Here is a 21,962-nt window from a genome sequence, read left to right on the forward strand (position 1 = left end):
CCCCCGCGCCGTGATCCGGGTGTGTCCGGTCATGCCGGGATTAGCGCAGGAGGGCTGCGAAATGCTTAATGGCGCGGCAAGGAATCTGCGCCTTCTCAGCGTGTCATTTCAGTGTGCGATTGTACGAGGCAAAACAAAACCCCGCCGGAATCGCTTCCGGCGGGGCTTCGCTATCCCCGAATAGGGGTTCTCTTTAGGCTGCGCCGCCCGCCAGGGCAGCCAGCAGCAACAGGGCCACGATGTTCGTGATCTTGATCATCGGGTTCACGGCCGGACCGGCGGTATCCTTGTAAGGATCGCCAACCGTATCGCCCGTCACGGCAGCCTTGTGGGCTTCGGAGCCCTTACCGCCGTGATTGCCGTCTTCGATGTACTTCTTGGCGTTATCCCACGCGCCGCCCCCGGCGGTCATGGAAAGCGCCACGAACAGGCCACCCACGATCACGCCCAGCAGCAGGGCGCCCAGCGCGGCAAAGCCGTTCTGCTGGCCTGCGATGGCTGTGATCACGAAGTAGAGGACGATGGGTGCGAGCACCGGCAGCAAGGACGGCACGATCATTTCCTTGATCGCGGCCTTGGTCACCAGGTCCACAGTCCGGGCGTAGTCGGGCTTCTCGGAGTAATCCATGATGCCCGGCTTTTCCTTGAACTGCGCACGCACGTCCTTCACCACGTCGCCCGCTGCGCGGCCCACGGCCGTCATGCCCATCGCCCCGAAGAGGTAAGGCAGCAGCGCACCGAGCAGCAGCCCGACGATCACGTACGGATTCTCCAGGGAGAAATCGACGTCGACGTCCGGGAAGAACTCGGCAAGGTCGGCCGTGTAGGCAGCGAACAGCACCAGCGCGGCAAGGCCGGCGGAACCGATGGCATAGCCCTTGGTCACGGCCTTGGTGGTGTTGCCCACAGCGTCCAGCATGTCCGTCTTCTCGCGCACGCTGTCGTCTAGGCCCGCCATTTCGGCGATCCCGCCCGCATTGTCGGTAACCGGACCGTAAGCGTCCAGCGCAACGACCATGCCAGCCAGTGCCAGCATGCTGGTGGCTGCATAGGCGATGCCCATCAGGCCAGCGAACTGGTACGCGCCGATGATGCCGGCCACGATGGCCAGCGTCGGCAGAGCGGTGGATTCCAAGCTGATGGCCAGGCCCTGGATCACATTGGTGCCGTGGCCCGTTTCCGAAGCCTTGGCGATCGAGCGGACCGGACGGAAACCCGTGCCGGTGTAATACTCGGTGATCCAGATGATGACGCCGGTCAGCACCAGGCCGATGACGGAGCTGTAGAACAGGTCCCAGCCGGTGAACGGCGCGATCGAGGACGTGCCTTCTTCCGCCAGCGGCGCGCCAGCATCGACAGCGCCGAGGTTGGAGCCGCCGATTTCGGCCGACATGTCGCCCAGTGCCAGCTGCATCACGAACCAGATCAGCGGCACGGACAGCACGGCCGTGAGGCCGAAGCCCTTGTACATCGCGCCCATGACATTGGTTTTGCCCTTGGAGAGCTTCACCGCATAGGTCCCGATGATGCTGGTGACGATGCAGGCACCGCCGATCAGCAGCGGCAGCGCCATCATCGGCAGCAGCAATTCGCCAAGGCCGGACAGCAGCAGCGCGGTCAGCACCATGGTGGCGCCAACGGTCACGACATAGGTCTCGAACAGGTCGGCAGCCATGCCGGCGCAGTCGCCCACATTGTCACCCACATTGTCCGCGATAACGGCCGGGTTGCGGGGATCGTCTTCCGGGATGCCCGCCTCGACCTTGCCGACCAGGTCGGCGCCGACGTCGGCAGCCTTGGTGAAGATACCACCGCCCAGACGGGCGAAGATGGAGATGAGCGAAGCACCGAAGGCCAGCGCCACCAGCGCATCGATCACTTCGCGGCTGTTCGGCTCATGCGCCAGCGGGTTGATCAGAACCCAGAAGAACACGGCGATGGCCAGCAGGGCGAGGCCTGCAACCAACATGCCGGTGATGGCACCTGCGCGGAAGGCCAGCGTAAGGCCCTGCTGCAGCCCGCTCTGCGCAGCGGCAGCCGTGCGAACATTGGCCTTCACCGAGATGTTCATCCCGATGTAGCCTGCCACGCCGGACAGCACCGCGCCGATCACGAAGCCGATGGCCGACAGCCAGCCGAGGAAAACCCCGACCAGAACGGCCACGACCACGCCCACGATACCGATCGTGGTGTACTGGCGATTGAGATAAGCCTTGGCGCCTTCCTGGATGGCACCTGCGATTTCCTGCATCTTCTCGTTGCCGGCTCCGGCTCCGAGTACCTGGCGGCTGGTGAAAATACCGTACACGACGGCCAGCAGCCCCAGGATAATCGCGATCATGACAAGATCCACGACAACTCCCCCTCTATAATCTGTTTTTGCGTTCCCAAAACAAAGGCCCCGTGAACCGGGGCTCTGTGTGGCAGCATGGCTATAGTTCCCTTGCCGCCTTCGCAAGCCTTTCCGCCATTTCTCCCCCGCACCGCCGCGCCCGTTCCGTTTCGGGCCATGCAAATATCGAAAATGCGCGGAATCTTGCGCGATTGGATGGTATATGGGAGATTAAGCATGAGCCGCGTAGAGGCGCGGCAAATATCGGCAAGCGGGGCGCATCGCAGGTGAGCGAACAGGACACACAAGATCTGGCAGGCATGCAGGGCAGCGAGGCGCTGCGGCGCGCGCGCTCCGGCGATGCGCCCGCCATTTCGCTGCGCGCGCCATCGGACCTCGACGAATATACCCGCAAGGACCTGCGCAAGCAGGAAATTGCCATCGCCAAGCAATACCATGGCGGGCGCATGTGGCCTTACGTGGTCGCGGCATGGGGCGGCTTCGCGCTGTGGGTTGCGCTATTCCCGCTGACGATGCTGGATATCGTGCCGCTGTGGATCGCCTTCCCCATTGCATGTTTCCTGGCGACGGGCGGCTATGTGACCAGTCACGAGGCGATGCATTCCAACATCGCGCAGGCCGGCACGAAGAACCGCTGGATCAACGAATGGGTGGGGCAGGTTTCCACCATCCCCATCGTCTTTCCCTTCTCCATGGCGCGGCTGATGCACCTTGAGCATCATTATCATTGCAACGACCCGGAGAAGGACCCGGATTACACGGACGAGGCGCCCAATGCGCCGATGGCCTGGTACAAGACCTGGTGGAACCGCCAGCCCGGCGTCGATGGCTCCATCCACCATTACAAGCGCATCCTGGCCGAAATGGGCACGCCCGAAGCGGAGCGGTCGCTGAAGGAAACCATGGTGCTGCAGCTGGTCTTCATGGCGGTGCTGTTCGGCATGGCGTGGAGCGGATATGCGCTGGAGGCGGCGCTGGTCTGGTGGCTGCCGCGCCATGTGGGCCTCAGCTATATCCGTTTCTATCTCAGCTGGGCGCCGCACCACCCGCGCGAGGGGAATACGGAGCGGTACCAGCAGGCGTTTATCTTCAAGAGCCGGCTGGGCCATTTCCTGTCCATGGGGATGCAGACGCACCTCATCCACCACCTCTATCCCAACATCCCGAACCACCGCACGAAGGCCGCGTATTATGCGCTGAAGCCGATCCTGGCGCAGCGCGGCGTGGATACGAGCAAGCTGTGAGCGCCGGGGCGACACGGGCCTCCGCCGTAACGCCGGAGACGAAGGGTCAGACCTTCTTTCGCTGGCTGTTCTACTGGATGCCGTTCCTGTTCGGCGTGGGCTTCATCGCGCCGCTGATCGCGCAGGCGATGGCGTATTGGGACGTGGATGCACCCTTCGGCCTTAGCCGGATCGTCTTCGGTTTGCTGATCGGCGCGCCCTGGGGCCTGCTGACCGTGTGGCGCGGGCGCTGGTTCTAGCTTTCGTGCTGCCAGCCGAGGCCGTCGGCGTTGACCACCGGCTGCCCATCCAGGAATAAAGGCGCGAAGCCTTGCGGCTCCACGCTGCCGATCCGGGTTGCGGGCACGGGCGGCGCCGCGCCTGCGGGCATTGTGAATAGCAGCTCGTAATCCTCGCCCCAGCGCAGGGCGTCATCGCGCCGCTCCTCCGCCACGGCCAGCGGCGGCGCGGCACGGTCGATGGCCAGCGACACCTCGCTCGCCTCCGCCATGCGGAAGGCATCGAGCAGCAGCCCGTCTGAGACATCCATTATCGCCGTGACGAGCGGGGCCAGCGCCAGGCCTTCGGGCAGGCGCGCCATCGGCCTGCGATAGGCCGTGCTGTCGGCATCGGTCCCGTCCCGCAGCGCTTCGAAGCCCGCCATCGCCGCGCCGAGTTCGCCCGTCAGCCACAGGGCATCGCCTGCCTGCGCGCCGGAGCGGCAGGGGACGGGCCGATACACCGCGCGGCCGATGGCCGTCATGCCCCAGCTGCGCGGCGGTCCGCCGGACACGGTATCGCCGCCCAGCAGCGGCATGCGGTAATGCTCCAGCGCCTCGGACAGTCCGCGCGCAAAATCCTCGTCCCCGTCGCCCAGCATGTGGCCGAGCAGCGCGCCCAATGGCTCCGCGCCCTTGGCTGCGAGGTCGGAAACATTGGTGGCCACAAGTTTCCATGCCACGTCTGCCATATCGCTGCCCGGCAGCACATGGACGCCCTCGACCAGCATGTCGTGGGTCAGGACCAGCGCGTCCTCGCCCAGTTCCAGCACGGCGGCATCGTCCATCAGCCCGCGCGCTTCAGGCCCGCTGGCGAGCGCGCGCATGGCGGCGATGAATGTCTTTTCGGCAGACGTCCGATTTTCCATCGCGTCTTTCATCGCAGCCTCATCTGGCGCATGGCAGTGCGCAGGAAACACGAATTCGGAAAGCTGCCCATGAAACGCCCCCTTCGAGCATTTGCCCTGTCCGCCGCAGCCATCGCAATGGCCATTAACGCCGCCCCCGCCGCAGCCTGGGGCCCCATCGGCCACCGTGTGACAGGCGCGCTGGCGGAGCGCAACATCGACGGGCACACCCGCGCGCAGATCACGCAGATCATCGGCAACGAGAGCCTTGCAGAAGCCAGCACCTGGCCGGACGAGCAGCGATCCAATCCCGCGCAGTTCTGGCAGGAAACCGCCAGCCCCTGGCATTACGTGACGCTGCCCGATGGTCGCACCATCGACATGCTGGAACACCCGGCAGAAGGCGATGCCGCCACCGCGCTGGAAATGTTCGCGGCCACGCTGCGCGATCCCGAGGCCAGCCAGGCGGACAAGGCGCGCGCGCTGCGCTTCGTTGTGCACCTGGTGGGCGACCTTCACATGCCGCTGCATGTCGGCAATGGCACGGACCGGGGCGGCAATGATTTTGTCGTGCTGTGGTTCGACCAGATGACCAACCTTCACTGGGTGTGGGACGAGGGGATGATCGTGCGCCAGCAGCTGAGCTACAGCGAATATGCCGACCGGCTGGCGCGGCGCACCACGCCTGCCAACGTCATTTCATGGTGGGATGCTCGCCCCGAAACCTGGATGCAGGAAAGCGCGGACCTGCGCATGCGCATCTACCCCTCGACCGGCGAGTTCGAGGGGATGGGCACCGCCGAGGCGCCGCGGGTCCTGAAATACCAGTACAATTACGACTGGACGCCAACGATGGAGATGCGCCTGCAGCAGGCAGGCGTGCGCATCGCGGCCTATCTCGACTGGGTGTTTGCCCCGCAGTGCTGACGTTCAGCCGCGCGCTTCGCGGGCCACGGCGTCCAGCACGCCATTGACGAATTTCGCCTCTCGGTCGTCGAAGAAGGCCTTGGCGACATCGACATATTCGCTGATCGCGGCGGCCTTGGGCACATCCGCGCGGGCGAGCAGTTCGTAAGCGCCTGCGCGCAGGATCTGCAGCATGGTTTTGTCCAGCCGGGCCGTGGTCCAGCCCTGGGCAAGCTTGCTGCCCACCAGCGTGTCGATTTCCTCCAGCCGGGCGTCCACACCGCGCACGAGGTCGTCGAAGAAGGCGACCTCGGCATCGGCATATTGCGCATCCTCGATCTCGCGGCCGAGGCGGTGCTGGTGAAACTCGTCCAGCAGCTTGGGCAGGGCGGTGCCTTCCATGTGCCGCTGGTACAGCGCCTGCACGGCGGCGAGGCGGGCGGCGGAGCGGGCGGTGCTGCGTGGGTTGGGTTTATTGCTCATTTCAGGCGTAGCTCCACGGATTTGGCGTGGGCCGGCAGCCCTTCGAGATGCGCCAGCGTGACGGCGGCGGGGCCGATGCTGGCAAGCGATTTTTCGTCCAGCGCGATGAAGCTGGTGCGTTTCATGAAGTCCAGCACCGAAAGCCCGCTGGCAAAGCGTGCGCGGCGGCCGGTGGGCAGGACGTGGTTCGGCCCGGCGACGTAATCGCCCACGGCTTCGGGCGTGTGACGGCCCAGGAAGACACTGCCCGCATGGCGCAGGCCCTTCATCAGCGCTTCGGGATCGGCCACGGCCAGCTCGACATGCTCGGCAGCGAGGCGATTGGCCAGCGGCAGCGCGTCTTCCAGCGCCTCGACCACGATCAGCGCGCCATTCGCATCCCAGCTTTCGCGCGCGGTGCGATTGGTGGACAGCATGGCGCATTGCACATCCACGCGATCTTCCACCTGCTCGGCGAAATTCGCATCATCGGTGATGAGGATGGACTGGCTGGTGGGGTCATGCTCCGCCTGGCTCAGCAGGTCGGCGGCGATCCAGTCCGGATCGTTCTCGCCATCGGCGATGACCAGGATTTCGCTGGGGCCTGCCACCATGTCGATGCCGACGACGCCGTAAAGCTGGCGCTTGGCTTCGGCCACCCAGGCATTGCCGGGGCCGACCACCACGTCGACCGGCGCGATCCGTTCCGTGCCATAGGCCAGCGCGGCCACGGCCTGTGCCCCGCCGACGCGCCAGATCTCGTCCACGCCGGCAATATGCGCGGCGGCCAGCACCAGGTCGTTCACTTCGCCCTTCGGTGTGGGCGTGGTCACCACCAGCCGCTCGACGCCCGCCACCTTCGCCGGGATCGCGTTCATCAGCATGCTGGAGGGATAGGCCGCGCGGCCGCCCGGAACATACAGGCCCGCCGCGTCCACGCCGCGCCATGTCGCGCCCAGCCGCACGCCGACATCATCCGTGTAATCGCGGTTCGCGGGCAATTGCGCCTCGTGATAGGCGCGAATGCGATCCGCCGCGAGCTGCAGCGCATCGCGCACGTCGCCGTCAAGCGCCTTGTAGGCAGCCTCGCAGGTGGCGGCGGAAATCTGCCAGTCGTCCTCGCTCGCCGGGGCGAACTTGTCGTAGCGGATCGTGTATTCGGCCAGGGCGGTATCGCCATGCGCGCGCACGCGGGCAATGATGTCGGCCACGGTGCGGCTTACATCCTCGTCGCTTTCGCGGCGGCCATCGACCAGCCGGGCGAAGCGCGTCTCGAAATCGGGGTCGGAGTGCTTCAGGCGTTGCATCAGGCGGCTTCCCCGCGGGCGGCATCGTCGGCGACACGGCGGAAGGCATCGACCAGCTCCGCCACGCGGGCATCGGTCTTCAGGGCAGCGCGATTGACGATCAGCCGGGCGGAAATGTCCATGATATGCCCGGTTTCCACCAGTCCGTTCTGCTTCAGCGTGGTGCCGGTGGAAACGAGGTCCACGATACGGCCCGCAAGGCCCAGCGAGGGCGCAAGCTCCATCGCGCCGTTCAGCTTCACGCATTCGGCCTGGATGCCCTGCCGCTCGAACCAGCGGCTGGTGATGTTGGGATACTTCGTCGCCACGCGGTAATGGCTGGCATTGCCGGGCGTTGCAGGCGCGCCGCCGGCAGGTTCTGCCACGGCGAGGTGGCAGTGGCCGATGTCGAGGTCCACCGGGGCGTAAAGCTCCGAATAGGCAAACTCCTCGATCACGTCGCTACCTACGATACCCGCCTGCGCCGCGCCGAAGGCGACGAAGGTGGCGACATCGAAGGCGCGCACGCGGATCAGGCGCATGTCATCGCGCGTGGTGTCGAAGCTGAGCGAGCGGTTGGCCTTGTCGTGGAAGCCGTCCTCCGGCACGACGCCGGCACGCGCCATCACGGGCAGCGCCTCGTCCAGGATACGGCCCTTGGGCACAGCGAAGGTCAGTTCTTGTGGCATTGCGCGCGCATGTAGGTTGCAGCAGGGCAAAGGGCAAATACCAATGGCGGGAAAGAGTGCCGGCAGCGGCGTGATGGACATGGTTGACCTTGGCCAGGCGATCGACTGGCAGGCCAATCACGCGGAGGAAGCCGGCGCCCCCATCACCGCGCGGATCGTGCGGGCACAGCGCGCCATGCTGGAGCTGGATACGGCCGTTTCCCGGCGCATGAACAGCTGGGCAGGCCTGAGCCTGCGCGATGCCCTGCCGCTGCGCGTGGCCGGAGGCCTGCACTGGCTGCACCTGTCCGGCACTGCGCCTGCACTGGAGCCGGTCTATCTGGGTATGGCCAGCGACCAGGGCACGGTGGACCGGCTGGTGGCGCAGGCGGCGCAAGACTTTGACACTGTGCTGCTGCCGTGGCTGGACAGTCCGCCGCAGACCAATGAGGCAGGCCGGTCCGCCAGCATCATGGCCGGCCTGTTGTGGCTGGCGGACAGGCTTGGCCCGAATTTCGACCTGTTCGAAATCGGCGCGAGTGCCGGGATCAACACCATGATGGCGCGCTATGCCTATGACCTTGGCGGCGTGAAGGCGGGGCCGTCGCTTTCCCGCATGGCCATCGCGCCGGAATGGCGGGGCGCTTCGCCGCCTGCCGCCGCGCCCCGGATTGTCGGCGTGAGGGGGTGCGACATCGCGCCGCTCGACCTGGCCGACCCGGCGCAGGCGCTGAAACTGAAAAGCTATGTCTGGCCCGATGCGCAGGCGCGCATGCACCGGATGGATGCGGCCATCGCCATTGCCGCCGCCATGCCGCCGCAGCTGGAAAAGGCCGACGCCGCCGATTTCGTGGAGCAGGAGCTGGCGTGCCCCGCGCAGGCAGGCACGACGCGCTGCCTGTTCCATTCGATCATGTGGCAGTACCTGCCCGATAGCGCGCAGGCCCGCATTACCGCGGCGATGGAAGCGGCAGGCGCTGCGGCGCGTGCGGACAGTCCGCTGGCATGGCTGGCGCTGGAGACCAATCGCGAGACATTCCGGCACGAGCTGACCGTACGGTATTGGCCCGATGGCGGAGCGCCGGTGAAGCTGGCCGAAGCGCATCCGCATGGCGAATGGGTGGAATGGCTAGAGGAGCCTGCCGAAGCCTAGGCGGTCTTGGAAAGAAAAGCGTCCAGCGCGGCATTAACAGCTTCGGGCGCTTCCCATGGCGAGAAATGGCCTGCGCCGGGCACTCGCTCGATCCGCAGATCCTCCACCCATTCGGGCATCAGGTCCAGGTTTGCGGGCAACAGCGCCTCGTCCTTCAGGCCCCAGATCACCAACGTGGGGATCGTCAGCGGCACGATGAAGGGGGAGGGGGCGTAGCCTTCCGGCAGCCCCATCGGTGCATCCACAGGCGGGATCTCCAGCGGGCTGGCGCGGTACCAGTCGAGCATGGCCCTGACGCGGTCCTCATCGCCCCATTCGTCCTGCAGGATCGCCAGCTCCGCCGGATCGAAGGGCGGCAGGCGGCCCAGTACACCCTCGCTCAGCAGCAGCTCTGCCAGCCCCTGTTTACGAACGGCGGCCTCTATGGCCGGGTCGCGAAAGGCGGTGACATACTGGCTGGCCGCGCGCTGGCGGGGGTCTGTGTAAAGCAGGTGCTGGAAGACGGCAGGGTGGGGCGCGTTGGCGATGGCGGCGCGCGTCACCAGCCCGCTTCGCTGCCCCATCATGGATGCTGCCCATGCCACGGCGCCGCCCCAGTCGTGCCCGACGATGGTGAAATCGGCGATGCCCAATGCCTGCGCCAGGGCGAATACATCGCCAACAAGCTCCGCCAAGCGGTAATTCGCCGCGCCAACCGGACGCGAGGAATTGCCATAGCCGCGCTGGTTGGGCGCGATGCAGCGATACCTGTCTTGCAGGTGCGCGATCTGGTGCCGCCAGGTGCGGTAATTTTCCGGGAAGCCGTGCAGGAACAGCAGGGCAGGCGCATCCTGCGGCCCGCTGACATGCACTTCCAGCTCCGTCCCGCCGGGCAGGGCGATGCGCTGGAGGTCCCCGGACAGGGGCATTATTCGGCGATGTCGATCAGTTCGATGGTGAACATCAGCGTCGCGGCGCCGGGGATGGGGCCCTTGCCTTCCGCGCCGTAACCCATGGAGGCGGGCACGGCGATCTCGATCGTGTCGCCCACGCCGGCCATGGGAATGGCCAGCTGCCATGCCTTTATCAGCCGGCCGAGCGGGAATTGCGCTGGCTCACCGCGCTTGTAGGAGCTGTCGAACTCCTCGCCGTCCACAAAGGTGCCGCGGTAATGGACGGTGACCGTGTCCTCCACGGTGGGACGCGCGCCCGTGCCATCGCCCGCCACGCGCCGCCACATGACGCCGCCCGGCAGCCAGCTCCACCCGTCCTTTGCATTGAGCGAGGACAAGGCGATCTGCTGCTGCATAAGCCATTCGGAATCGGACGGACCGGCCTGCTCGGCAGAGGCGGCGGAGGGAAGGGCGAGCGCCAGAGCGGCGGCGGTAGCGAGAAGATGTTTCATGGCGCTCTCTTAGCCACAAACGTCATCCCAGCGAAAGCTGGGATCTGTTGCTATCGATGCGCCGGTGGAAAGAGATCCCAGCTTTCGCTGGGATGACGGTTCAGGGATAACTGACCGTCTTTGGCTTTCCGTCCGGCAGGGGAATGAATTCTTCCGTGTCGCCGGGCACCTCGGGGAAGCGGCCTTCGCGCCAGTCTTCCTTGGCCTGTTCGATCCGGTCACGGTCGGAACTGACGAAATTCCACCAGACGTGGCGCTTGGTGGAAAAAGCCTCGCCGCCCAGCAGGAACACGCGCGCGCCGGTATCGGATCGCAGCGTCATCGCGGCGCCCGGTTTCAGCACGGTCAGCTCGTAAAGGCCCAGCTGCTGGCCATCCACTTCGGCCTCGCCCTGCACCAGCATCAGCGCGCGCTCATCCGCTCCGGCATCGATGGGGATGGAGCCTGCCGCGCCCAGCAGGATCTCGGCGTTGATCGTCTCGGCATACGTCGTGGTCGCCGCGCGCTTGCCCCACAATTCGCCCATGATGACGGTGGCCTTCACGCAGTCATCCTCCAGCACAGGCAGGTCGCTGACGGCCTCGAAGGCCGGGTCGATTTCCTCGCGTCCATCCGGCAGGGCCAGCCATGTCTGCATGCCGAAGAGCTTCGGCCCCGTCGCCCGCTCGTCCTGCGGAGAGCGTTCGGAATGCACGATGCCGGTCCCAGCGGTCATCAGGTTGACCGTGCCGGGCCGGATCGTGGAGCGCGTGCCCAGGCTGTCGCGGTGCTCGATTGCGCCGCCATGTTCGCCAGCGAACAGCCACGTCACGGTGGCAAGGTTGATATGCGGGTGCGGGCGCACATCCATGCCGCCGCCGATATCCAGCTGGGCGGGGCCGAATTGGTCCACGAACACGAAAGGCCCGACCATGCGCTGAGCGGCGCTGGGGACGGCGCGGCGGACCTTGAAATTGCCGAGGTCGTGCGTGGTGGGGGTCACCGTCTTCAAGATGCCCGTATCGTCGCCGCTACTCATCGCTGCGCTCCCGTCATTGTTCGTCCAGCTCCTCGTAATGGCGGAAGATGCCGTCCTGGTTGAATTCCATGCGCCGCTCGCTGGCGAGATAGGCGGCCACGCCTTCGATATCGGGCACGCTTGCCTGCAGCGCCTCCAGGTTCGGCCAGCTGCCCTGCATGGTGCGCATGTAATTGGGGAAGGCGTAATCCAGCCCCTCCATCACCTGGAACAGGCTGGTGTCGACATGTGTGAACTGCTCGCCCAGCATGAAGGGCCCGCCATTGGTGGCCAGCGCATTGTCGAAATGGATCAGGAACTTGGGCAGGCGGTCTTCGCGGAAATTCTCGGCCCGTTCGTAGGCTGCATCCATCTGGTCCGCGTAATAGCGCCCGCTGGCGATGGGGTGGTGCGTATCATGCACCTCTTTCACCAGATCCGTGATGTCGAGCTGCAGCTGCAACAGCTGCAAATCGGTCGCCAGGTCCCCGCTGCCGAGGCCCTCCTTGTCCGACAGGTAAAGCAGGATCAGCGCCGTCTGGCCGATCGTCACGTCCTCGTCGACGAGGTAGGGCGGTGCGAAGGGCCGGAAGCCCGTGCGCGCATGCATGTCCTCGACCAGCGCATCGGCATCCTGCTCGCGGGCTATGTCCCGGTATTCCAGGCCGGATGCTTCCATGAACAGGCGCACGAATTCGCCGCGGCCTGGAATGCTGGGCCAGTACCATAGCTGGTAGCTCACCCCAGCTCTCCGGGCAGGGCGGCGCGGATGGCCAGGGCGTGCACCCGCTCGCCGGGGATGTCGCCCAGTGCGCGGTTGACCATGCGCTGGCGCTCAAGCCGGCTCTTGCCCTCGAAGGCCGCGCTCTCGATCAGGATGGTGAAGTGCGATTCCCCGCTGCCATCGTCGCCCGAATGGCCGTGATGGGCCGCGCTGTCATTGATCACATCCAGCCGCGCGGGCGCGAAAGCGGCGCGCAGTGTTTCTTCCATTTCTGTCTGTATCGGTCCTGCCATGGGGTTCCCTTGCGCGATCTGGTACCTATTTCACAAGGCTTATGCGTAACGAGAGGTTCCACGGCCGCTATGAAAGCGAAGGGCGGGTGTGCGAACATCCCACCTGCCGCGATCCGGGCGAGTTTCGCGCGCCAGGGCAGCGCGCACCGGGCTTCAACGGGCCGGGCGACTGGCGCTGGTTCTGCCTGCAGCACGTGCGTGAATTTAACGCCGGATACGACTGGTTCGAGGGCATGAGCGCGGACGAGATCCTGGCCGCACAATCGCCTGTCGCCGGGTGGGAAAGCGAAACGCGCGCCTTCCGGCCCACCGCCGCCGTGGATGGCATGCCGCGCTGGGCGGACTTTGCGGACCCGCTAGACGCCATTGGCGGGCGGGCTGCGGACATCCACCGGCGGGCTGCCGGGGGCACGGGCGATTACCAGCGCTTCACCCCGATGGAGCGCGATGCCCTGACGGTTATGAACCTGACCCCGCGCGCCGACCGGCAGAAGCTGCGCCGCCGCTATTCGGAACTGGTGCGCCGTTACCACCCGGATCGCAACGGCGGGGACCGGAGCCATGAAAGCCGCCTGCAACGCGTGGTCGAAGCCTACCAGCTGCTGCGCCGGTCGGAGGCCTTGAGCTGAGCGCCGCTATTGCGGGGCCAGCGCGCCGCTGCTGTCCAGCATGGGCTCGAAACCGCCGAAGACCATGCGCTTGCCGTCGAACGGCATATCGCCGAAATCCTGCATCCGCGGGTCTTCCATCATCTTCGCCTCCGATGCATCGGCGGTGACCTTGTCCGGCCATGTGACCCAGCTGAAGACGATCTTTTCGCCCTCCTGCGCCTTGGTCGCCATGCGGAAATCGGTGGTGTGGCCGTCCTTCACATCTGCTTCCCAGCATTCGACCTGGCCCAGCGCGCCGTAATCCTTCAGCAGGTCCCAGAACTTACGCGCCGTTTCGATATACGCCTGCCTGTTGCCTTCCGGCACGGCGGCGATGAATCCGTTCACATACATGGCATGCCTCCTGTCGTGGTCGCAGCCGTAATGTGCGCCCTTTGCGGCCTGCTCGCAAATCCGCCGTGCAGCCCTGCTTGCAGCGGGGCAATGCATCGCGTGTTGCGGCGCGGCGCACCGGCGTCTAGGCATCGCGCGAAATGACCGAGATGACCGACAACAGCTTCGCCGCCGACTCCGGAACCGCCATGGCCGCGCCTGACAAACAGGTGAGCGTGCGCGAGGTGTTCGGGATCGATTCCGACATGATGGTCCCCGCCTTCAGCCAGGCGGACGACCGCGTGCCCGACCTCGATGAAAGCTACGTGTTCGATCCGGACACGACGCTCGCCATCCTGGCAGGCTTTGCGCATGACCGGCGCGTGATGATCCAGGGCTATCACGGCACGGGCAAGTCCACGCATATCGAGCAGGTTGCCGCGCGCCTCAACTGGCCCTGCATCCGCATCAACCTGGACGCGCATATCAGCCGCATCGACCTGATCGGGCGCGATGCCATCGTGCTGCGCGACGGGCTGCAGGTGACGGAATTTCGCGAAGGCCTGCTGCCCTGGGCGCTGCAGCACCCGGTGGCGCTGGTGTTCGACGAGTACGATGCCGGCCGCCCAGACGTGATGTTCGTGATCCAGCGCGTGCTGGAACAGCAGGGCAAGCTGACGCTGCTGGACCAGAACCGCGTGATCCGCCCGAACCCGCATTTCCGCCTGTTCGCCACGTCGAACACGGTGGGCCTGGGCGATACGAGCGGGCTGTATCACGGCACGCAGGCGATCAACCAGGGCCAGATGGACCGCTGGAACATCGTGATGGGCCTGAATTACCTGCCCGAGGAAACCGAGCGGCAGATCGTGGGCGCCAAGACCTCACTGGACGAGAAGCTGGTGGCCGACATGATCCGGGTCGCAGACCTGACGCGGCAGGGCTTCATGAACGGGGACATCTCCACCGTGATGAGCCCGCGCACGGTCATCACCTGGGCGCAGAACACCGAGATCTTCGACAATCCCGGCTTCGCCTTCCGTCTCAGCTTCCTGAACAAGTGCGACGAGGCCGAGCGCATGCTGGTGGCAGAATACTACCAGCGCGTGTTCGGCGAAGACCTGCCCGAAAGCGTCGTCGGGCAGGCCTGACGCCGCTTAGCCTGCTTTCCGCCCGTCCTTTGCCGCAGTCGTGATCTGGCGCGGTGCCGGATCGATATGCGTCACCTTGCCGCCATCGTGCGCGGCCGGGCGAGGGGCATCGCCATGGTCCAGCTCCGCAGCGGGGCGTGCCTTGCTGAACAGGAAGCCCTGCACCTGCGTGCAGCCGGTCAGGCGCAGCTTTGCCAGCTGCTCGTCATTCTCCACGCCTTCCGCAGTCGTGCGCATGTTCAGCTTACCTGCCAGGCTGACCACTGCGTCCACGATGGCATCGCTGTCATCCCGGTCCGCAATGTCGCTGACGAAACAGCGGTCGATCTTGATCTTGTCGAAGGGGAAGCTGCGCAGGTAATTTAGCGAGGAATAGCCCGTGCCGAAATCGTCGAGCGCGATCTTCACGCCCAACCCGCGGATCTTGTGCAGCAGGCTGATATTGTCCTCGTTATCCTGCATCAGCAGGTTCTCGGTAATCTCCAGCTCCAGCCTGTCGGATGACACACGGCTGGATGCCAGCGCCCCGACAATGGTGTTCAGCAACCCTTCGTCACGCATCTGCGCCGGCGAGAGGTTGACGGAGACGGACAGGTGTTCCGGCCAGGTCGCGCATTCGCGCAGCGCCTCGCGGATGACCCATGCGCCGATGGCGATGATCTGGCCCGTTTCCTCCGCTACGGGGATGAAGACCGCCGGGCTGACGGAGCCGCGCTCCGGATGGTTCCAGCGCAGCAGCGCCTCGTAACCAGCGATGTCGCCGCTCTCCACGTCCAGCAGCGGCTGGTAATGCAGTTCCAGCTCGCCCCGCGTCAGCGCGGCGCGCAGGTCCAATTCCATGGAACGGCGATCCTGCACCTCGTCTTGCATCGCAGGATCGAATACGCTGGCCCCGCGGCGGCCGCGCGACTTGGCATCGTACAGCGCCAAGTCGGCGGCGCGCAGAACCTCGTCGCCCTCGGTCCCGTTGTCCGGGCCAAAGGCCACGCCAACGCTTGCGCCGATGGGCAGCAGCTGTCCGTCCACGTCGATCGGCTCGTCCATCGCGGTCACGATGGCCTCGGCCGCGCGCATGGCTTCCGACCGGTCATTGATCCGGTCCATCAGCACGGCAAACTCATCGCCGCCGAGACGCGCCACCATGGCGTGCGAATCCACCGCCTGCTCGATCCGGCGACCCGCTTCGGCCAGCACGACATCGCCCTTGGCATGGCCGTAAGTGTCGTTGATGGCCTTGAAGTGGTCCAGGTCCACGTAAAGCACGGCGGCCAGCTCGCCATCGTCGCGGCGGCCGAAGCTGCGCTTCAGCGTGGTGTTGAACAGGCTGCGGTTGGGCAGGTTCGTCAGCACATCGTAATGCGCCATATATGTGACCTTCTCCTCCGCCTTGCGGGTGCGGGTCACGTCCGCGATGAAGCCGCGCCAGCAGTCCAGCGAACCGTCGGGCTTGTAGACCGGGCGGGCGGAGATCGACCACCATTGCTGCTCGCCTTCGATGTGCAGCGGCAGGATCAGGTTGCGGAAGTTCTCCTCGCGCACGCCGATGGCGCGCAGCTCCTCGCGCTGCGGGCTGTCGTCGAACAGCAGGGACAGGCGCATGCCGTCCATTTCTTCGGCGCTGCGCTTTGCCGCCTTGCAGAAGCGTGCATTGGGCCGCAGGATCGCGCCGTCCTCGTCGCATTCGATCAGCCAGTCGCTGCCATCCTCGTCATACTGGTTCAGCAGCAGCTGGATGGTGTCGTTCGCCTCGCGCAGTGTGCGCGTGCGCAGGCGGCGCGTGGCGAACATGTAATTCAGGTTGAAGACCGCCCAGTGCATGAACACCAGGCCGCTGATGGCAACGCCCACACCCAGCAGCGCCGGGCCTGTTGCGGTCACTGCCAGCGGTACCACGATGCCGGCGCACTGGATGCTGACGGCCACCATGGCGCGGCGCGGGATGGCGATCATGCACAGCCCGTCGACCAGCATGAACAGCATGGCGGCAGGGATCAGCGCAGGCAGGAACTCTGGCGGCGCGGCGGAGATGTACACCGCCGTCAATGCGCCCCAGACGCAGGCGCGCACCACCACGAGGTCGCGCAGGGCGCGGTAGATCTTCTGGCTGGAATGGCGGCCCAGCCGCACTTCGCGGTCGATCATGAATTGCGCCGTGCCCAGGATCACACAGACCACGGCCAGGCAAACGATCAGCCATGTTTCCAGGAAGCTGTAGCACAGGATCAGCGCGCCGACGGAGCGGACCGTGTCGTATGTCAGGTAAGGGAAAGCCGCAGTGTGGTTCAGCTTGCAGCGTGACCACCATTCTGAATCGCGTTCTTCGACCCGGTGATCAATCAGGTCCAGTTGCAGGGCCCTGCGGGCAAATGCCCCGATTTTCGATGTGCTTCCCGACATTTGCGACCCTCTGCTTTTTTCGAGCGTGGCAATAGGCGGGGAATGGTTAAAAGAGGGTTTGTGCCTTTTAAGCAGCGACTTGGCGCAGGGAATTTTTTGCCTCGCCAAATCTGTATTGCCACGCTAACACACCTATCGGAATGGGCCTCTTCTCTTTCAGCAAGAACACAAGCGGGCAGGACCGCGACCGCCCGGCAGAGCGGCCAGGGTGGGACGATGAGGACCTCGGCGAGGACGACTTCTCTTATTTGCCGGATGACGAGCGCCCGCAGTACCACGATCCCTATGCCCCGCCTGCGATGGAACCGTTCGACGCGCCGCGCCGCAGCTGGTGGCGGCGGTTCTTCACCTGGCCGGTGCGCAAGCGCGGCTGGGTGGTGCGCGGCGTGGCCGTGGGCCTGTTCTTCCTGATCCTGTGCATCGGCTGGCTGGCCGTGACCGCGCCGCTGTCCAAGTCGCTGGAGCCGATCGCCCCACCGCAGGTGACGCTGCTGGCCAGCGACGGCACGCCCATTGCCCGCAGCGGCGCGCTGGTGGACGAGCCGGTGGTGGTGGCAGACCTGCCGGACCACGTGATCCAGCCCTTCCTGGCCATCGAGGACCGCCGTTTCTACGACCATTGGGGCGTGGACCCCCGCGGCATTGCCCGCGCCGCCTGGACCGGGGTTGGCGGCGGCAGCACCATCACGCAGCAGCTGGCAAAATTCACCTTCCTGACCCCGGAACAGACCATCACCCGAAAGGCGCAGGAGGCGCTGATCGCCTTCTGGCTGGAGGCATGGCTGGACAAGGACGAGATCCTCTCGCGCTACCTGTCCAACGCCTATTTCGGGGACAACACCTACGGCCTGCGCGCGGCGAGCATGCATTATTTCTATCGCAGGCCGGAAAAGCTGCTGCCGGAACAGGCGGCGATGCTGGCAGGCCTGCTGCAGGCGCCCAGCCGGCTCGCCCCCACGCGCAATCCGGACCTCGCGGCCAAGAGATACGCGCTGGTGAAGCAGAGCATGGTCGCGGCCGGATACATCACGCAGGAAAAGGCCGATGGCATGCGCGTGCCCGCCGTGGATGTGCGCACGCGCAACGACTTGCCGACCGGCACCTATTTCGCGGACTGGGCCATGCCGGAAGCGCGCGCGCTGGCGGGCGGCGGCTACCAGCGGCAGGAACTCACCACCACGCTGGATGCGCGGCTGCAGGGTATCGCCCGGCGCGTGGTCGCGGGCGCGCCGCTTGGCGGGGCGCAGGTGGCGCTGGTGGCAATGCGGCCCAATGGCGAGGTCGTGGCCATGATCGGCGGCAAGGATTACTCAAAGAGCCCGTTCAACCGCGCCACGCAGGCCCAGCGCCAGCCCGGATCGACCTTCAAGACCTTCGTATACCTTGCCGCGATCCGCGATGGCTGGGGGCCGGGGGACACGATCGATAATACGGAGATTACCGGCGGCAGTTACCGCCCCAAGAACGCGCGCGGGCGCTATTCGCCCACCATCACGCTGGAGGACGCCTTCGCCCAGTCCAGCAATGTCGCCGCCGTGCGCCTGTACCAGCAGGTCGGCAGCGAAAAGGTGATCGAGACCGCGCGCGAGCTGGGGATCGAAGCCGAGATCGCGGAAGGCGACCCCAGCGTGGCGCTGGGCACGGCGACCATGAGCCTGGTGGATTTGACCGCCGCCTATGCCGGGATTGCCGGCAACCGCTTCCCCGTGCGCCCGCACGCCTTCTCGCAGCCGGAGGACGGCTGGTGGGCGCGCATGTGGAATGGCGAGACCAGCCTGTGGGGCGGGGAGCACAACGCCATCGAGCAATTGCTGCGCGCCGCCGTCAATCGCGGCACGGGGCAGGCGGCGATGCTGTCCATCGCCAATTACGGCAAGACCGGCACCACGCAGGACAACCGCGACGCGGTGTTTGTCGGCTATGCGGGCGAGGGTGAAAACCGGCTGGTCGTGGGCATCTGGATCGGGAATGACGACAACTCGCCGCTGAAGGGCGTGTCCGGCGGCGGCCTGCCTGCCCGGCTGTGGAAGCAGTTCATGGCGCAGGCACTGGGGGCATCGGCAGCGCGCCCGGCCGAGGCTCCGCGCCGTATCCGCGTGACGGAGCCGGAGGACGAGGTGCAGGTCGATGTCGGCGAGGACGGCGTGACGATCGGCACCGATGTCGGCGATGTGCCGGTGGATATCATCATTGATGGGGACGGCGTGCGGATCGGCGGCACACCGCCCGCTGCACCCGAGCAACCCCCACAGCCGCAGCCCGCCCCGGCGAATTAGTCCGGATATTTAGCCTTGATGAAATAGAGCCCGTCCGGCGGGGCGTTGTAGCCCAGCGCCTGCCGGTCGCGCGCTTCCAGCGCCTCGGCCACCTGCTGGACGCGCCACTGGCCCTGGCCCACCAGCGCAAGGCAGCCGACCATGGATCGGACCTGGTGATGCAGGAAACTGCGCGCGGCGGCCTCCACGATCACCCACTCGCCCTCGCGCCGCACGTCCAGCCGGTCCAGCGTCTTGTCCGGGCTGGCGGCCTGGCAATGCGCGCTGCGGAAGGTGGTGAAATCGTGCCGCCCCACCAGCGCCTGCGCCGCCTCGTGCATGGCATCGGCGTCCAAGTGGCGGGAGACCTGCCAGGCCTTGCCCCGGTCCAGCGTTAGCGGGGCGCGGCGATTGCAGATGCGGTATTCATACGCGCGCCCGGTGCAGGAGAATCGGGCATGCCAGTCGTCCGGCTTCACCTCGCAGGCAATCACGGCCACGGGATCGGGCCGCAGCTTGGCATTCAGCCCTTCCATCAGGCGGAAGGGTTCGAAGGATTTCTCGATATCGAGATGGCTGACCATGCCCAGCGCATGCACGCCGCTGTCGGTGCGCCCGGCGCTGTGCAGCGTCACCTGCTCGCCGGTGATGGCGTGGGCCGCTTCCTCAACCGCCTGCTGCACGGACGGGCCATGGTCCTGCCGCTGCAGGCCAAAGAACGTCGCACCGTCGAATTCCAGTGTGAGGGCGTAGCGGGTCATGGTGTTCCTATATTAGCCCTCTCCCCTTCAGGGGAGAGGGTTGGGAGAGGGGGGCGCCTGCCTGCCCCGCTCAACTTCGCCTAGCGAGCGAGCTCGCAAGGCTGCGTATCTCTCCCCTGAAGGGGAGAGAGATTCTCACCGCAGCACCGTTTCCACGGGCACGCTGCGGCCGCGCAGATATTCCTCGGCGCTCATCACGCCCTTGCCGGCGGGCTGCACGTCCAACAGGCGCAGGGCGGCATTACCGCAGGCCACGGTCAGCTGGTCATCCAGTACCGTGCCAGGCGCACCGTTCACGCCGATCACGCGGGCGCGCAGCACCTTCACACGCTGGCCATCGTGTTCGAACCAGCTGCCGGGGAAGGGGGCGAAGGCGCGCACTTCGCGTTCCAACCGGACAGCGGGTTTCGTCCAGTCCAGCCGCGCTTCGGACTTGGCGATCTTCTTTGCGTACGTCGCCTCCTTGTCATCCTGATCGACAGGGCGGACGGCGGGGAAATCGATCAGCGTGCCGACCAGCAGGTTCGCGCCGATCTCGGCCAGTTCGTCATGCAATTCGCCCGCCGTCTTGTCCTCGATCGGCGTGCGGGCGGTGGCGTAGACCGGGCCGGTGTCGAGCCCTTCCTCCATCCGCATGATCGATATGCCGGTGACGGGATCGCCCGCCAGGATCGCCCGCTGGATCGGGGCCGCGCCGCGCCATTGCGGCAGGATGCTGGCGTGCACGTTGATGCAGCCATGCTGTGGCGCATCCAGCACCGTCTTGGGCAGGATCTGCCCGTAAGCGGCCACCACGCCCATATCCGCTTCCAATTCCATGAAGCGGGCCTGCGCGGCGATATCCTTCATGCTTTCGGGATGGCGCACCTCCAGCTGGCGGATTTCCGCTTCCAGATGGACCGGGCTCTTCTGTTCCTTCTTGCCGCGGCCCGCCGGGCGGGGCGGCTGGGTATAGACGGCCACGATCTCGTGCCCTGCCTCGTCCAGCGCGGCCAGCGTCGGGACGGCAAAATCGGGCGTTCCCATGAAGACGATGCGCATTGGCCGGGCCCTTCCTAAAAGCTCGTGCGCGCCCTATCTGGGGGGCGATGGCATCGCAAGAGATCGAAAACCTCGCCGCCGCGCTTTCGCGCCTGCCCGGCCTCGGCCCGCGCAGCGCGCGCCGCGCCGTGCTGTGGCTGGTGAAGCGGCGCGACACGGCGCTGGGCGAACTGGCGCAGACGCTGGATGCGGTGAAGGAATTGCTGGTGGAATGCGCCACCTGCGGCAATGTCGACACGCGCAGCCCCTGCGGCATCTGCGCCGATCCCAAGCGGGACGAGCGCCAGCTCTGCGTTGTGGAGGATGTGTCCGACCTGTGGGCGCTCGACCGCGCGCGGCTGTTCCCCGGCAAGTATCACGTGCTGGGCGGCAAGCTGTCCGCGCTCGACGGCGTGCGGCCGGAAGACCTTGCCATCGACGCCCTGCTGGGCCGCGTAGAGGCGGGCGGCGTGGACGAGGTGGTGCTGGCCATGAACGCCACGCTGGAGGGGCAGACCACCGCCCATTACATCGCCGAGCGGCTGGAGGAATATCCTGTCCGCATCACCCAGCTTGCCCACGGCCTGCCCGTTGGCGGGGAGCTGGACTATCTCGACGAAGGCACGCTGGCGCAGGCCCTGCGCGCCCGGCGGCCGGTGGGGTGACCATGTTTCGCCCACCCCGCTGCGACTATCTTCGCCTTCGGCTCAGCAAGTCTCGCTAACCCCTCCCGCGTGCGGGAGGGGAGCGGCGCTTGGCAGCTTGCTGCCTAGCAAAGCGGGGTGGGCGCGGCCCGCACAAGCTTGCAGCTTCGCCCGTC

Annotated in this window: 22 protein-coding genes; 8 read left to right on the plus strand and 14 right to left on the minus strand. The window is 66.1% G+C overall.

From position 1 onward, the window contains the following. Positions 1-193: 193 nt before the first annotated feature. Complete coding sequence (locus A6F65_RS05595; protein WP_067786683.1) at positions 194-2,353, minus strand: sodium-translocating pyrophosphatase; 2,160 nt, start codon at positions 2,351-2,353, stop codon at positions 194-196. 266 nt (positions 2,354-2,619) lie between these two features. On the opposite strand from A6F65_RS05595, the gene A6F65_RS05600 reads away from it, so the two are divergent. After that, positions 2,620-3,597, plus strand: a complete 978-nt coding sequence (locus A6F65_RS05600) for a fatty acid desaturase (protein WP_237164896.1) — start codon at positions 2,620-2,622, stop codon at positions 3,595-3,597. Beyond that, positions 3,594-3,836: a hypothetical protein gene (locus A6F65_RS05605; protein ID WP_067786685.1), complete on the plus strand. Its 243-nt coding sequence runs from the start codon at positions 3,594-3,596 to the stop codon at positions 3,834-3,836. Before A6F65_RS05600 ends, A6F65_RS05605 begins: the two co-directional genes overlap by 4 nt. Here A6F65_RS05605 and thiL read toward each other — a convergent pair. Beyond that, positions 3,833-4,723: a thiamine-phosphate kinase gene (gene thiL, locus A6F65_RS05610; protein ID WP_067790160.1), complete on the minus strand. Its 891-nt coding sequence runs from the start codon at positions 4,721-4,723 to the stop codon at positions 3,833-3,835. The genes A6F65_RS05605 and thiL overlap by 4 nt on opposite strands. A 69-nt stretch (positions 4,724-4,792) precedes the next feature. On the opposite strand from thiL, the gene A6F65_RS05615 reads away from it, so the two are divergent. Next, entirely contained in the window at positions 4,793-5,629 is an 837-nt protein-coding gene (locus A6F65_RS05615; RefSeq protein WP_067790164.1) for a S1/P1 nuclease, read from the plus strand. A 3-nt stretch (positions 5,630-5,632) separates the two neighbouring features. On the opposite strand, the gene nusB is transcribed toward A6F65_RS05615, so the two are convergent. The 3 genes from nusB to hisG are packed head-to-tail and all read right to left on the minus strand — an operon-like array spanning position 5,633 to position 8,045. Next, complete coding sequence (gene nusB, locus A6F65_RS05620; protein WP_067786687.1) at positions 5,633-6,091, minus strand: transcription antitermination factor NusB; 459 nt, start codon at positions 6,089-6,091, stop codon at positions 5,633-5,635. Further along, on the minus strand, positions 6,088-7,377 hold the full coding sequence (gene hisD, locus A6F65_RS05625; protein WP_067786689.1) for a histidinol dehydrogenase: 1,290 nt from the start codon (positions 7,375-7,377) through the stop codon (positions 6,088-6,090). The genes nusB and hisD overlap by 4 nt, the downstream gene beginning before the upstream one ends. Beyond that, positions 7,377-8,045: an ATP phosphoribosyltransferase gene (hisG, locus tag A6F65_RS05630; RefSeq protein WP_067786691.1), complete on the minus strand. Its 669-nt coding sequence runs from the start codon at positions 8,043-8,045 to the stop codon at positions 7,377-7,379. Before hisG ends, hisD begins: the two co-directional genes overlap by 1 nt. Positions 8,046-8,088: 43 nt before the next feature. Between hisG and A6F65_RS05635 the strand changes: the two genes are divergently transcribed. Continuing rightward, the gene (locus A6F65_RS05635) at positions 8,089-9,177 is read left to right on the plus strand and encodes a DUF2332 domain-containing protein (protein ID WP_237164897.1); all 1,089 of its coding nucleotides are present in this window, start codon (positions 8,089-8,091) and stop codon (positions 9,175-9,177) included. Here A6F65_RS05635 and A6F65_RS05640 read toward each other — a convergent pair. From A6F65_RS05640 to A6F65_RS05660, 5 genes are all read right to left on the minus strand, one after another. Further along, the gene (locus A6F65_RS05640) at positions 9,174-10,085 is read right to left on the minus strand and encodes an alpha/beta fold hydrolase (RefSeq protein WP_067786693.1); all 912 of its coding nucleotides are present in this window, start codon (positions 10,083-10,085) and stop codon (positions 9,174-9,176) included. The two genes, A6F65_RS05635 and A6F65_RS05640, sit on opposite strands and share 4 nt — an antisense overlap. After that, the gene (locus tag A6F65_RS05645; RefSeq protein WP_067786695.1) at positions 10,085-10,561 is read right to left on the minus strand and encodes an FKBP-type peptidyl-prolyl cis-trans isomerase; all 477 of its coding nucleotides are present in this window, start codon (positions 10,559-10,561) and stop codon (positions 10,085-10,087) included. Before A6F65_RS05645 ends, A6F65_RS05640 begins: the two co-directional genes overlap by 1 nt. Positions 10,562-10,661: 100 nt before the next feature. Next, positions 10,662-11,579: a pirin family protein gene (locus A6F65_RS05650; RefSeq protein ID WP_067786697.1), complete on the minus strand. Its 918-nt coding sequence runs from the start codon at positions 11,577-11,579 to the stop codon at positions 10,662-10,664. Positions 11,580-11,592: 13 nt separating this feature from the next. After that, entirely contained in the window at positions 11,593-12,300 is a 708-nt protein-coding gene (locus tag A6F65_RS05655; protein ID WP_067786700.1) for a glutathione S-transferase, read from the minus strand. After that, entirely contained in the window at positions 12,297-12,575 is a 279-nt protein-coding gene (locus A6F65_RS05660) for a BolA family protein (protein ID WP_067786702.1), read from the minus strand. Before A6F65_RS05660 ends, A6F65_RS05655 begins: the two co-directional genes overlap by 4 nt. 41 nt (positions 12,576-12,616) lie before the next feature. On the opposite strand from A6F65_RS05660, the gene A6F65_RS05665 reads away from it, so the two are divergent. Then, a complete protein-coding gene (locus tag A6F65_RS05665; RefSeq protein WP_067786704.1) occupies positions 12,617-13,204 on the plus strand; it encodes a J domain-containing protein in 588 nt (195 codons plus the stop codon). Positions 13,205-13,210: 6 nt separating this feature from the next. On the opposite strand, the gene A6F65_RS05670 is transcribed toward A6F65_RS05665, so the two are convergent. After that, on the minus strand, positions 13,211-13,579 hold the full coding sequence (locus tag A6F65_RS05670) for a DUF1428 domain-containing protein (protein ID WP_067786706.1): 369 nt from the start codon (positions 13,577-13,579) through the stop codon (positions 13,211-13,213). 140 nt (positions 13,580-13,719) lie between these two features. Between A6F65_RS05670 and cobS the strand changes: the two genes are divergently transcribed. Next, the gene (gene cobS / locus A6F65_RS05675; protein ID WP_067786708.1) at positions 13,720-14,709 is read left to right on the plus strand and encodes a cobaltochelatase subunit CobS; all 990 of its coding nucleotides are present in this window, start codon (positions 13,720-13,722) and stop codon (positions 14,707-14,709) included. A gap of 6 nt (positions 14,710-14,715) precedes the next feature. Here cobS and A6F65_RS05680 read toward each other — a convergent pair whose 3' ends face one another. Next, positions 14,716-17,106 carry a putative bifunctional diguanylate cyclase/phosphodiesterase gene (locus tag A6F65_RS05680; protein ID WP_067786710.1) on the minus strand — a complete coding sequence of 797 codons (2,391 nt, stop codon included), beginning with the start codon at positions 17,104-17,106 and terminating at the stop codon, positions 14,716-14,718. 140 nt (positions 17,107-17,246) lie between these two features. Here A6F65_RS05680 and A6F65_RS05685 point away from each other — a divergent pair, with 140 nt between their 5' ends. Further along, positions 17,247-19,382, plus strand: coding sequence for a transglycosylase domain-containing protein (locus tag A6F65_RS05685; protein ID WP_067786712.1), 2,136 nt, complete (start codon positions 17,247-17,249; stop codon positions 19,380-19,382). Here the strand turns inward: A6F65_RS05685 and truA are convergent. Both truA and fmt read right to left on the minus strand, forming a co-directional pair. Beyond that, positions 19,379-20,122, minus strand: a complete 744-nt coding sequence (truA, locus tag A6F65_RS05690) for a tRNA pseudouridine(38-40) synthase TruA (RefSeq protein WP_067786714.1) — start codon at positions 20,120-20,122, stop codon at positions 19,379-19,381. The genes A6F65_RS05685 and truA overlap by 4 nt on opposite strands. A 135-nt stretch (positions 20,123-20,257) precedes the next feature. Continuing rightward, positions 20,258-21,163, minus strand: a complete 906-nt coding sequence (gene fmt, locus A6F65_RS05695; RefSeq protein ID WP_067786717.1) for a methionyl-tRNA formyltransferase — start codon at positions 21,161-21,163, stop codon at positions 20,258-20,260. Positions 21,164-21,210: 47 nt separating this feature from the next. On the opposite strand from fmt, the gene recR reads away from it, so the two are divergent. Then, positions 21,211-21,807, plus strand: a complete 597-nt coding sequence (recR, locus tag A6F65_RS05700) for a recombination mediator RecR (RefSeq protein WP_067786719.1) — start codon at positions 21,211-21,213, stop codon at positions 21,805-21,807. Positions 21,808-21,962 lie beyond the last annotated feature (155 nt).

Source organism: Paraurantiacibacter namhicola (assembly GCF_001687545.1).
GTDB classification, from domain to species: Bacteria; Pseudomonadota; Alphaproteobacteria; order Sphingomonadales; family Sphingomonadaceae; genus Paraurantiacibacter; species Paraurantiacibacter namhicola.

Coding starts and splice junctions, on each gene's coding strand:
- thiL (WP_067790160.1), bottom strand. CDS start 4,723: ATGGAAAATCGGACGTCTGCCGAAAAGACATTCATCGCCGCCATGCGC.
- A6F65_RS05615 (WP_067790164.1), top strand. CDS start 4,793: ATGAAACGCCCCCTTCGAGCATTTGCCCTGTCCGCCGCAGCCATCGCA.
- nusB (WP_067786687.1), bottom strand. CDS start 6,091: ATGAGCAATAAACCCAACCCACGCAGCACCGCCCGCTCCGCCGCCCGC.
- hisD (WP_067786689.1), bottom strand. CDS start 7,377: ATGCAACGCCTGAAGCACTCCGACCCCGATTTCGAGACGCGCTTCGCC.
- hisG (WP_067786691.1), bottom strand. CDS start 8,045: ATGCCACAAGAACTGACCTTCGCTGTGCCCAAGGGCCGTATCCTGGAC.
- A6F65_RS05635 (WP_237164897.1), top strand. CDS start 8,089: ATGGCGGGAAAGAGTGCCGGCAGCGGCGTGATGGACATGGTTGACCTT.
- A6F65_RS05640 (WP_067786693.1), bottom strand. CDS start 10,085: ATGCCCCTGTCCGGGGACCTCCAGCGCATCGCCCTGCCCGGCGGGACG.
- A6F65_RS05645 (WP_067786695.1), bottom strand. CDS start 10,561: ATGAAACATCTTCTCGCTACCGCCGCCGCTCTGGCGCTCGCCCTTCCC.
- A6F65_RS05650 (WP_067786697.1), bottom strand. CDS start 11,579: ATGAGTAGCGGCGACGATACGGGCATCTTGAAGACGGTGACCCCCACC.
- A6F65_RS05660 (WP_067786702.1), bottom strand. CDS start 12,575: ATGGCAGGACCGATACAGACAGAAATGGAAGAAACACTGCGCGCCGCT.
- A6F65_RS05665 (WP_067786704.1), top strand. CDS start 12,617: ATGCGTAACGAGAGGTTCCACGGCCGCTATGAAAGCGAAGGGCGGGTG.
- A6F65_RS05670 (WP_067786706.1), bottom strand. CDS start 13,579: ATGTATGTGAACGGATTCATCGCCGCCGTGCCGGAAGGCAACAGGCAG.
- cobS (WP_067786708.1), top strand. CDS start 13,720: ATGACCGAGATGACCGACAACAGCTTCGCCGCCGACTCCGGAACCGCC.
- A6F65_RS05680 (WP_067786710.1), bottom strand. CDS start 17,106: ATGTCGGGAAGCACATCGAAAATCGGGGCATTTGCCCGCAGGGCCCTG.
- A6F65_RS05685 (WP_067786712.1), top strand. CDS start 17,247: ATGGGCCTCTTCTCTTTCAGCAAGAACACAAGCGGGCAGGACCGCGAC.
- truA (WP_067786714.1), bottom strand. CDS start 20,122: ATGACCCGCTACGCCCTCACACTGGAATTCGACGGTGCGACGTTCTTT.
- fmt (WP_067786717.1), bottom strand. CDS start 21,163: ATGCGCATCGTCTTCATGGGAACGCCCGATTTTGCCGTCCCGACGCTG.
- recR (WP_067786719.1), top strand. CDS start 21,211: ATGGCATCGCAAGAGATCGAAAACCTCGCCGCCGCGCTTTCGCGCCTG.